Raw genomic sequence first — 10499 nt, forward strand, 5'->3', positions numbered from 1 at the left:
AGCTTAGTGCTTTAATGGATAGCTCATAACGGCAGCTGATGGGCGGTTATGAAAAGTTCGTTCAAACACATTTTCGGACAAAAACGTTTTAGGTCGTCGGCTGTATTGGGTAGATTTCTATGGGCTAACGCTTTGCTAAGCGGCAATAAAATAGCCGGCTAAAATTAGCGAGGAACGAGCAAAAGCCAGCTGTTTTTTGTCCGTTTGAGCAACTTGTTATACGAATTATGCTACTTGCCTATTTTTTAATAATGAGGTGAATTCACTCATACTAACAACTTTAACTTTACTATCTTCACTGTAAAACCCCTTGGAAGGAGCAGGCTTCTTAGTAACTAAATATACGCTATCAACACCGTCTTCTCTCGCCATTGCCTCTAGGCGGTATATAGTCCGCCTGATGTTATTTAATGGAATGACATCTCCCCATGCTTTAGCATCCACAGCAATATTTTTATCGCCCGCCTCTATAACAAAATCAGGTTGATGCTTACCTATACGGGGCTCTGCTTTATATGCGTACCCAGATTTTTCTATTGCCTTGGCAACCTCGACTTCAAAAGCTGCCGCTGCAAGTACAGCTGAACTTCTACTAGGTGCGACAACTTCTTCTTTTTCACGTCTTACAACAGTTAACAAGCTAAGCATGGCAATACTCGCGATAAACACTCCAACACCTGATAGTAGCCAGTCTGAATTAGACGCTATGAGTGAACCGGGATCTTTTAAATAGCTATAAAGGACAGACGTAGTTGCACCTACCATAGATACTGAGACTGTTAGCATTGCAACAGAATCTCTTTTCTTTCTGTTTTCGGCTTTCAGTTGTTTAAACTCTTGAATTGAAGGAGTGGAAGGTTTGTTTTCTATTTTAGAGAATAGCTTATCTAATCTCGATTCGATCTCTACTCTCTGAGGTGGCGATATTAAGTCACTATCAAATACTTCGGTAAATATGCTATTCAGTATTTGTTCCTCGGATAGCATGTCGTTAGGAGATGTATTAAATTCCCTAGCTTTGCCTTCAATTATTCGTGAGATGTCTTTGTACTGAGGGGTATAATCCTCTAGTACCATTCTGCGCATAACAGCACGATGCAAAGATTTATTAGCATTTCGCGTTCGCTCTTTTTTAGCCCCAATTGTTTGGCGATAACTAAGCCAAAACAATAAAATCGATACAGCTATACCAATGCCTGTTTGAAGATAACCATCCATATTAATATCCATACTCTAAAATTCGTATAACAATTTTATAGTGCGCTCGTCGCGCATCTTTCTGCCGATGTTGCGCGCATGTATTATTAAATCTATTTTTAACAAATAACGTAATGTATTGCTAACTATAATTTTTTTATTGATGCGAAAGAGATTCAGAAAAAAGAAAGTGCGCTCGTCGCTCATTTTCTTGAATATGGAAGCACAACAACAGAACTGTGTATTAATACAGTTATTTATATCATCACCAACATAAAATGTTGATAATAATTGGCAAGGTATTTTACTGTATCGGATGGCGCTTCGCTTATCCGACCTACGTTTATGTATACTTGGAAGCGCAAGCTAATACATTCCAAATTATTAATTCACTTTAACGCCCTACATTTAACGGCAAAGCCATTTACACATTAGAGCGTGTTGATTCTATAAACCCTTTTACATAATCAAGCTGTAAGTCGTTATCGCGCACGCCTACATTAACGCTTTTTTGCAGCCCTTTATTACCTATGCTTATGCCTTTTATGCCTAAACGGCTTTCGTGCGATGACACTAGCCACTCTGGTAATACTGCTACCCCCCGATTAGCAGATACTAATTGCAGCATCATTTCGGTGCTTTCTATGGGTACTCTGCGTCTGGGTTGCACGTTAGCGGGGTCCAAAAATCGAGTGTATACATCTAAGCGGTTGTAGCCTACAGGTACGGTGTAAAGTATTTGGTTTTCGAGATCTTGTGCTGTAACAAATTCTTTGTTGTATAACGGGTTTTGCTCGCTCACGACAATACATAAATTGTAGTTAAACACAGACCTAAAGTTTAAGCCCTCTGTATTGACGGGGTCGGGGGTTATTAGCACATCAATTTCGTTGGCTTTTAGCGCTGCTATGCCATCAAATCTAAAGGCACTTTTTATTTCTACGTCTACCTCTGGCCATGCTTTTAAAAATTGCTGAATTTTGCCCATTAACCATTGCTCACACGGGTGGCATTCCATGCCTATACGCATGATTCCTCGCCGGCCTTGGGCAAATTCTTGCAATACGCGCTCGGCGTGCTCAAACTCGGTGACCATTTTGTCTGCAAGTGAAAGTAAATAAAGCCCCGCCTGAGAATACACCAGCGTATTGCCTTTACGGTGCCACAGTTTTACGCCAAATCGGCGCTCTAATTTAGCAATAGTATGGCTCACAGCCGACTGGCTTAAGTTTAAACTCTCGGCCGCGGCGGTCACGCTTTTAAGGCGATTAACCTCTTTAATAATGTGTAGATGATTACGTTCAAGCATTATGATTTATATTCATTCCAAAACCAGTTTTTACCATTAGTGTTCATAATGGTGTTTTGGTAATATTATCACATTACATACTCAAGTCTATGCACTTTGCTGTTGTGCTATGTATACACACCAGCAAAACACCTAGCATTTAACGTATTACCAGGAGATACAGCCTATGTTTAGCGACTCTATCTATACTTTTATATTAATAGGTATAGGGGGCACACTAGTGTTAGATATTTACGCGGGGTTACTCGCTAAGTTTTTTGATTTACCCGCCACAAATTGGCGATTAGTCGGGCGCTGGGTAGGTCATATGAAGTCGGGGCAATTTTATCAGCCTGCACTACCTAAGGCCGAAAAAATACCGGGTGAGCTTGGTATTGGTTGGGTTGTACATTACCTAATTGGCATAGCGTACGGGTTAATATTAATGGTGTGTGTAAACACGCAGTGGCTTGATTTGCCAACCATACTACCTGCATTACTTGTTTCGTGGTTTGGCATAGTTGCCCCCTTTTTTATTATGATGCCAGGCATAGGGGCGGGTATGGCCGGTGCAAAAACACCTAACCCCACAGTTACGCGCATAAAAAGCTTTGTAGGGCACACCATATTTGGCTTAGGCATGTTTTTAACCGCACTGGTTTTAGCATAATTTTAAGTAGGAAAGCAGACTATGAACATTTTAAATTTAAGCACCTATTCTACGCATATAAAAATAGTGGGCTTATTAGCTATTGTTATTTCAATAGCTGCGTGGAGCACAGATTTATTAGGCATTGTGTATGCGTGCCCCTATTGTAGAGTGCAGCGCTCAGTAATAGGCCTGTTAGGCTTATTATTAATAACGCCTGCGGTTACACACTGGATAGGCAAATATTTCTCTTTAGTAATTGGTTTTTTTGGCGCTACAGTGGCTGCTAATCAGCACTTTATGGGCTGGAAAAAAATATCAGCAGGCACCTTTGAATTTAAAGATAACCTGTTAGTTGACCCATTTATTTTATCGGCCTGTGCACTAACAGGTATTATTGGGCTCACTTATTTAGCAATAACAGCCGCAAAGTTACCTGCTAAAACGGCTTAACATTTAGTACCGTAGCTAAAACAAACAAGGCGCACTTTTTATTAAAAGTGCGCCTTGTTTTTTATATATAAATTTAATTTAGTTACGTTAAATCTGTTTTTTCTATGCGCTTAAAGCAATCTACTTATTACCACCTATCTAAAAATAACTCACAGGCTTCTAAAAGCTTTTCCCGTGCAATGCCGTCTCTTGATTGAATAGAAAGGCCATTAATAAAGGTATCTAAAATTAGCATAAATTGCTCTACGGGCATTTCTTGTTGCCACTCTTGCTGGGCTGTTCCGCGCTCTATGCATTTTACAAGCGCTTTACGAATGTCGTTGCGTACCGACAGTGCCATTTGCTCAACTTCTTTATTTTCGTCGCCGCAGTTTAAGCCAGATAAAACAATCATGCAGCCCGATGGTTGCTTAGTTGAGGTTTGCATATGAATGGTTTTAAACACCATGTTTTTAATCGCTGCTTTTGCAGGAACCGACTCGTTTTCTAGCTCCGAAAAGGTCTCTCCACAGGTGCTGGTATAAAGTGCTAAACATTCACTGTATAGAGCTTGCTTTGAGCCAAATGCTGCGTAAAAACTCGCAGATGAAATATTGCCTAACACTTTGCGTAGCTCAGCTAAAGAAGTGGATTCGTAGCCTTTTTGCCAAAATAAATCCATTGCACTTTTTATTGCATCTTCACGGTTAAACTGGCGTGGGCGTCCGGTTCGGGCCATATAAATTACCTCAAGTAAGTAAATTTTAAATAAGTGTATTGTTAGTTAAAACACTCAAGCCCGAAATACTAAGTATTGTCGGGCATTGTGCTGATCATATCATAAGTTTTAAATACAGTTGCTGTGCTAAGCACCTAAGCGAGTAAAGTATTGCTCTACATCTAGTGCTGCTTTACACCCAGAACCTGCAGATGTAATTGCCTGCCTATAATGGTTATCGCTTACATCACCTGCGGCAAATACGCCGGGAATATTCGTTAATGTTTCACCATTTTCAAACCCAGAATACACATTAATGTAGCCATCGCTCATATCAAGCTGATCTTTAAAAATATCTGTATTAGGCTGATGCCCAATGGCAATAAACACCCCATTAACGCTCAGTGTTTCTCTATCTTGCTCCGGTAACGTTGATTTAATAGTAATTCCTGTAACGCCGTTAGCGTCACCCACTATTTCATCTACTTGGTTATTCCACTTAATAGTTACTTTACCTTGCGCTACTTTATCAAATAGGCGCTGTTGTAAAACCTTTTCGGCACTGAGTGAATCACGACGGTGAATAAGCGTAACGTGCGAGGCAATATTAGCTAAATATAAAGCCTCTTCTACAGCGGTATTACCACCGCCAACCACAGCTACGCTTTGGTTTTTATAAAAAAAGCCATCGCAGGTTGCACATGCCGATACACCCTTACCTTTAAACTCGGTCTCGCTTGGTAGGCCAAGGTACTTTGCCGATGCACCCGTAGAAATAATTAACGCATCAGCTGTGTAAGTTTGCTGCCCTTTAAGCACAAATGGCCTTTGCTGCAGGTCAACATGTGTGATGTAGTCATGCACGATTTCGGTATTAAAATTTTCAGCATGTTCTTTAAACTGCCTCATCAGTTGTGGCCCCTGAATACCCGTTGGGTATCCTGGCCAATTTTCAACATCAGTTGTTGTTGTGAGTTGCCCACCCACTTCAAGGCCAGTAATTAGTAATGGTTCAAGGTTTGCTCTAGCTGCATAAATAGCGGCAGTGTAACCAGCAGGCCCTGAACCCAAAATTATCAACTTTCGATGTGTGCTCATTTATCACCTCTTTGGCGTACTAATCTTTTAAAATTAGCGCTTGTAGCTCTGGCGCAGGCATCATACCTACAGAGCGATTTATTTCTTTACCGTTTTTAAATACAACCACAGTAGGAATACTTCTTACCGCTAATTTGGCTGCAACTGATGGAAAATCATCAATATTAAGCTCACCCATAATAATATTTTCATCAGCGAGGTTATCGGCTACTTGCTCGTAAATAGGCGACATCATTTGGCATGGAGCACACCACTCGGCCCATAGTCTTACAACTAATTTGGCGTCTTTTTTGTTTAGCGATTCGAAGTTTTCATCATTTAATTTAATTACTTGGTTAGTCATTTTTGGCTCCTAGTTAAAAGTAAAAATCGACCCACAGTGACACACCTATATTTCGCCTAACAGGTTATTTATATATGCAAACTACGCATAATAAATATCAGAGCTATAAACGTGTTTTAAAAAGATGCTATTTAAAATAAGAGGAACAAACTCTTAAAAATATCAACTTAAAACACATTACCCAGCACAATTGTGGATCGATTGATCCGAAATTTACACTCAAGAATAGCGAGTGTCAACAACTTATAGAACACTCATTCCACAAATAAGTAAAATTAACACTCAAAAAGCCGCACTCATAAATTAATTTGAAGCGACTTTGTTTTTATTTTTTAAATTAAAGCAATAGGTTATAAAGTAAAAAAACAACGCAGCTAGGAGCTGAAATTTAAAATAATTAATTTATGGTTTTTGAGAAAAGAGTAGGGAAGGTGAGCAATATACATTCTGAGGTTGTGAGTTTTTCTTAAATAATTTGAATAATAAATGCGATTTAAAAGCATAATAATGAACGCACATTGTATTTATTATGCTATTTGAAGGTTTAGAGGCCTACAACGGCGCTGCGCCTTTCCATTAAAGTTACATTGCGCCATACGCCATGCAGTTGGCCTAATTTTTCTCGGTTTCCAACTTGCCTAAAACCATTACGAGTATGTAGTGTAATGCTGCTTATGTTTTCAGGGAATATACTGGCTTGTAGCATCCATATACCGTTTTTTTCTGATTCTTTAATGAGTGCACAAAGTAATGCGTGCCCCAAGCCTTTACCTTGGGCTTGGGCTTGGTTTGCAACATATACACTTACCTCGGCAACGCCCGAGTAAACCTCACGGCTTGAACCCTAGATAACCCAGCCCAGCCAAGCACCTTTTCATCCTCAACTGCAACAAGACGACAACAGTTGAGCATAGAACTATTCCATTGTTCCCAATTTTTAGCTTTAGTTTGAAAAGTCGCATTGCCGGTATCAATACCTTGCTGGTAAATGTTTTGAACGGCTAAAAAATCGTTTTTTGCAAATGCTCTTATGATCACAGTATTTCCTTACAACTATTATTACTATCTAAAATTAGCGGCTTACTTATAAATGAGTTAACGGCTAATTTTAATAACCGCTAACATATCGTCTTCGTCCTCATCGAGGCCCACTTCCTCAAACCCAAAACTTGTATAAAAGTTTTTAGCAACAGGATTTTGCGGGTTATAACAAATCTCGATTTGTTCAAGCTTAGGAGTTGCTTTAATCTCTTCAATTGCCATAGCCAGTGCTTTGCGCCCAATGCCTTTATTTTGATAATACCAACTCCATTAAGTATGTGTTCTAAATTTTACGCCGAAAAAACAATTCAGTTCTAGGCGTAAATTGATGTAAATGGTTGTTCCCTTTACGAAATTTAAAACAAAGAAATGGGTTGTTTTAGCAAGTAAAATAGAGCAGCTATTTATTGGAGTTGGTATAAGTTTGATCTACCATAAAGCGCCAAATAGAAACCTTTTTAGGGGTTTCTTGTACCCACATAAAAAAGCCTACAGGTGTACTATTTAAGTAAATCGCTTTACAGGTATACCCGCTATTGTAGTGCGCCTCTACTAACGACCACATATTACACGCTACGTATTCTTCTTGCGTTTTAGTAACATCCAATTCGCATATGGCTTCATAGTTATCGGCGGTGATGTCTTCCAGTGACAGATTCATGTTTTTTCTTTAGAACAACTTTGTGCAATTAGTAAGCTATCAGTGTATGTACCTATAATAAATCAAATGAAGATATTGATTTTTATACACCCTATATTAGCCAAATTAATAATCTACAAGTCTATTTAAAACAAAAAGGCCGCAGTAAATAAATACTGCGGCCTTTGCTTTTAGCTAAACTTTTTTAAACGAGCTACGTTTAATAAGCGCCTGCGCTGTAAATAAGCTCATAGCTGTGGCTGTAAATCTCAAGGATGTTACCAAACGGGTCTTCCATGTAGATCATGCGGTACGGCTTTTCGCCAGGGTAGTAGTAACGTGGCTCTGGCATACGTTTTTTACCACCTGCAGCAACAATACGCTCCGCTAAGCCTTCAACATCTGGGTCTTGTACACAAAAATGGAAGATACCGGTTTTCCAGTATTCAAAGTTGTCTTTAGGGTTTTCTTGGTTTTTAAATTCGAAAATTTCGACACCAATACGGTCGCCTGTTGAAAGGTGCGCAATTTTAAATTTTTCCCAATTTGGACCAAATACATCGGTGCACATTTCGCCAATGGGGCTGTTATCTTCAGTGATCACGGTAGGCTCCATTATGGTGTACCAGCCCATCACCTTAGTGTAAAACTCTACGGCTTTTTCAACATCCGGTACTGAAATACCAATGTGCGAAAAACTACGTGGATATGTATGACTCATAATGCTTCCTCTTTAACGTGTGACTTATCTTGTGACTAGTTGATGGAGTTAGTTTACGAATTGACCAATATTAAGTAAAATTATCATTAATCATCATTTTGAGTACGTTTTGTAATGATAAACCCGACATGGTTAAACACGTTTTGTACGTTGGTTGAGGTAAATCATTTTACCCAAACAGCCGAGCGCTTATTTATGACCCAATCAGGCGTAAGCCAGCATATTAAAAAGCTAGAGCAGCAAGTAAACTGCGCGCTATTAGAGCGCCACGGCAAACAATTTACCCTTACCGTACATGGGCAAAACTTGTATCAGCAAGGCAGCTTGTTATTAAAAGAATGGCAATTTTTAGAACAACAATTAAAAGATGACTCGCCTTACAGTGGCCTAGTAAAAATACAATCGCCTGGTAGTTGTGGGCTACAATTTTATAGCCAATTATTAGCATTACAGGCTGAGCATACCGAGCTTAATATTGATTATCGCTTTGCACCTAATACCAGTGTAGAGCAAGCGGTGGCAAACCACAGTGCCGACATAGGCTTTTTAACCCAAGCCCCCACGCTTAGCGAAGTTACCAGCCATAAAATTGGCCAAGAAGCTTTATTATTAGTAACCCCCGCACATATTAAAAACCCAACATGGGAGGTTTTATGTGAGCTTGGCTTTATTGGCCACCCCGATGCAAAACACCACGCGCAGCTATTACTTAGCGAAAACTACAGTGAGTTTGAACATGTTGATCAAATTAAGCGTACGGGGTTTTCTAACCAAATAAGTTTAATACTCGAACCAGTAAGTTTAGGGCTAGGTTTTACTGTTTTACCTGCTTATGCGGTGGGCGCATTTAATAAACCAGCGCTTATAAAAACGCACCATTTAGCCAACCCAATCAGCGAAAATATTTATGTGTGTCATCATCGAAACAGGCCAATGGCAAAGCGCATGCACACGGTAATTGAGGCGATAAAAGCGGGGGAATAGTTTTTTTAAAAAGGCAGTACAGCCAGCTTTTATTTACTGTACTGCCTTTTTGGGTTTTAGCGTGTTTAAACCTTAGACATATAGGCGCTTACATACGCCTTATTTTTAAATACCAACCACAAAGTAAGCGCTATAAGGCCAATACTTAGCTGAATAACACCTAAGTTTTTAATTAATGTTTCTGCGTTAAGCGATACAAGCGCCATACCTATTGCACCTGCAATCATAGAGCAAAACTGAATAACGGCCACAGCAGAGCCCGTGTCCGTTGTTTGTTGCTCTAACATTAAATTAGTACCGGGCACGCGGGTAATAATAACGGTTAAGGTAGCTATTGCTGCTAATGCACCAAATACCCAAGGCGATAAACCGCCTATAAAAATGGTACTTATACCGCATGCTGTTAGGGTTAAAAAACTCGCAGTAATTATTTTTTTTATCGATACACGTTTAGAAAGCCGCATATAAATCGTTGGCCCAAACGAGGCGCACACAGCATTCGCTGCAAAGGCGTAACTAAAGGTTTGCTCAGACAAACCAAACCCATTGATATATACATAAGAGCCCGCCGCTAAAAACGACATTAACGCCATAGGCACAATAGTAAAAACAGCCAATAGCGATAAAAATGGCGGATTTTTAACTACTACAGCTAATCGCCCCCACGACTGAAAAACAGAGCCGGCGTAGCGTGTATGTAAGGTTTCGCGGTAAAAAAAGGTAAATAACATAGCCACCGAGCCAAACACGGCTAAAGCAGCAAACATCATATGCCAATTAGCAATTTTTAATAGCAATGCGCCCAGCACAGGCGCCACCATAGGGGCAATAATAACCAGCGACATAATAGTGGCGATAATTTTTTCTCGCTCGCGGCCATCGTACAAATCTTTTACTATTGCCGTGGCTACAACCGTTACTGCACTTCCGCCAAAGGCTTGTAATAAACGCGCGCCTATAAGCATTTCTACAAAATTAGATAACGCACAAAGCACACTGCCTATTACGTATATTCCAAGGCCCATAAGCAAAACAGGTTTACGGCCAAATTTTTCACTTAATGGACCCCAAAACAATAATCCTATGGCGTAGGCTGCAAAGTATACGCTAAGTGTTAAGTTAACCATGGCTTGGTTAGTATTTAGTTTCTCTACCATAGTAGGTAAAGCAGGAAGATATAAATCGGTAGTTAAAGGGGGAAATGCACTAGGGCGTGTTGATCTTTGATGGTTGAATTTGCAGCAGTATGTTTGGTTTTTAGGCAAGGCAGAGCCTATGAAGTGTGGTTATTCCCCATAAATAGGCGATAACGCAGCATAAATGCCAAACATGCGCTGCCCTTCGGGTTCTGCCTAGGGGCGATAAACTCTTTGTTGCTCGGTTTTTAC

General features: G+C 39.9%; 11 protein-coding genes and 3 pseudogenes. 3 read left to right on the forward strand and 11 right to left on the reverse strand.

Translation table 11 applies throughout. The annotated features are described in order from the left end of the window. Positions 1–225 precede the first annotated feature (225 nt). Both CWB60_RS02675 and CWB60_RS02680 read right to left on the reverse strand, forming a co-directional pair. Positions 226–1218 carry a restriction endonuclease gene (locus tag CWB60_RS02675; protein WP_138579667.1) on the reverse strand — a complete coding sequence of 331 codons (993 nt, stop codon included), beginning with the start codon at positions 1216–1218 and terminating at the stop codon, positions 226–228. 403 nt (positions 1219–1621) lie between these two features. Then, positions 1622–2506, reverse strand: coding sequence for a LysR family transcriptional regulator (locus tag CWB60_RS02680; protein ID WP_138579669.1), 885 nt, complete (start codon positions 2504–2506; stop codon positions 1622–1624). Between the two features lie 166 nt (positions 2507–2672). On the opposite strand from CWB60_RS02680, the gene CWB60_RS02685 reads away from it, so the two are divergent. Together CWB60_RS02685 and CWB60_RS02690 are read left to right on the forward strand one after the other, a co-directional pair. After that, entirely contained in the window at positions 2673–3155 is a 483-nt protein-coding gene (locus CWB60_RS02685; RefSeq protein WP_138579671.1) for a DUF2938 domain-containing protein, read from the forward strand. Between the two features lie 21 nt (positions 3156–3176). Continuing rightward, on the forward strand, positions 3177–3587 hold the full coding sequence (locus CWB60_RS02690; protein ID WP_138579673.1) for a hypothetical protein: 411 nt from the start codon (positions 3177–3179) through the stop codon (positions 3585–3587). A gap of 127 nt (positions 3588–3714) precedes the next feature. On the opposite strand, the gene CWB60_RS02695 is transcribed toward CWB60_RS02690, so the two are convergent. The 8 genes and pseudogenes from CWB60_RS02695 to CWB60_RS02725 all read right to left on the reverse strand — a co-directional run bounded on the left by CWB60_RS02695 (position 3715) and on the right by CWB60_RS02725 (position 8127). Continuing rightward, positions 3715–4305 carry a TetR/AcrR family transcriptional regulator gene (locus CWB60_RS02695; RefSeq protein WP_054982011.1) on the reverse strand — a complete coding sequence of 197 codons (591 nt, stop codon included), beginning with the start codon at positions 4303–4305 and terminating at the stop codon, positions 3715–3717. A gap of 126 nt (positions 4306–4431) precedes the next feature. Further along, positions 4432–5382 (reverse strand): thioredoxin-disulfide reductase, encoded by a 951-nt coding sequence (trxB, locus tag CWB60_RS02700; RefSeq protein ID WP_138579675.1) that lies wholly within the window; start codon positions 5380–5382, stop codon positions 4432–4434. Positions 5383–5401: 19 nt separating this feature from the next. Next, positions 5402–5725 (reverse strand): thioredoxin family protein, encoded by a 324-nt coding sequence (locus tag CWB60_RS02705; protein ID WP_054982009.1) that lies wholly within the window; start codon positions 5723–5725, stop codon positions 5402–5404. A 544-nt stretch (positions 5726–6269) separates the two neighbouring features. Continuing rightward, positions 6270–6491, reverse strand: a pseudogene (locus tag CWB60_RS20870) (GNAT family N-acetyltransferase); the annotation flags it as partial. 38 nt (positions 6492–6529) lie between these two features. Then, on the reverse strand, positions 6530–6763 hold the full coding sequence (locus tag CWB60_RS20875) for a GNAT family N-acetyltransferase (protein ID WP_249318311.1): 234 nt from the start codon (positions 6761–6763) through the stop codon (positions 6530–6532). Between the two features lie 57 nt (positions 6764–6820). Further along, a pseudogene (locus CWB60_RS02715) lies at positions 6821–7024 on the reverse strand (GNAT family N-acetyltransferase); the annotation flags it as partial. Between the two features lie 160 nt (positions 7025–7184). Next, positions 7185–7427: pseudogene (locus CWB60_RS02720) on the reverse strand (GNAT family N-acetyltransferase); the annotation flags it as partial. A gap of 199 nt (positions 7428–7626) precedes the next feature. Beyond that, complete coding sequence (locus CWB60_RS02725) at positions 7627–8127, reverse strand: lactoylglutathione lyase family protein (RefSeq protein WP_004586277.1); 501 nt, start codon at positions 8125–8127, stop codon at positions 7627–7629. Positions 8128–8241: 114 nt separating this feature from the next. Between CWB60_RS02725 and CWB60_RS02730 the strand changes: the two genes are divergently transcribed. Next, positions 8242–9111 carry a LysR family transcriptional regulator gene (locus CWB60_RS02730; protein WP_055254265.1) on the forward strand — a complete coding sequence of 290 codons (870 nt, stop codon included), beginning with the start codon at positions 8242–8244 and terminating at the stop codon, positions 9109–9111. Positions 9112–9176: 65 nt separating this feature from the next. On the opposite strand, the gene CWB60_RS02735 is transcribed toward CWB60_RS02730, so the two are convergent. Beyond that, the gene (locus tag CWB60_RS02735) at positions 9177–10376 is read right to left on the reverse strand and encodes a multidrug effflux MFS transporter (RefSeq protein ID WP_171036112.1); all 1200 of its coding nucleotides are present in this window, start codon (positions 10374–10376) and stop codon (positions 9177–9179) included. Positions 10377–10499: the final 123 nt, after the last annotated feature.

Origin of the sequence: Pseudoalteromonas sp. S327 (assembly GCF_005886415.1) — a bacterium.
GTDB lineage: Bacteria > Pseudomonadota > Gammaproteobacteria > Enterobacterales > Alteromonadaceae > Pseudoalteromonas > Pseudoalteromonas atlantica.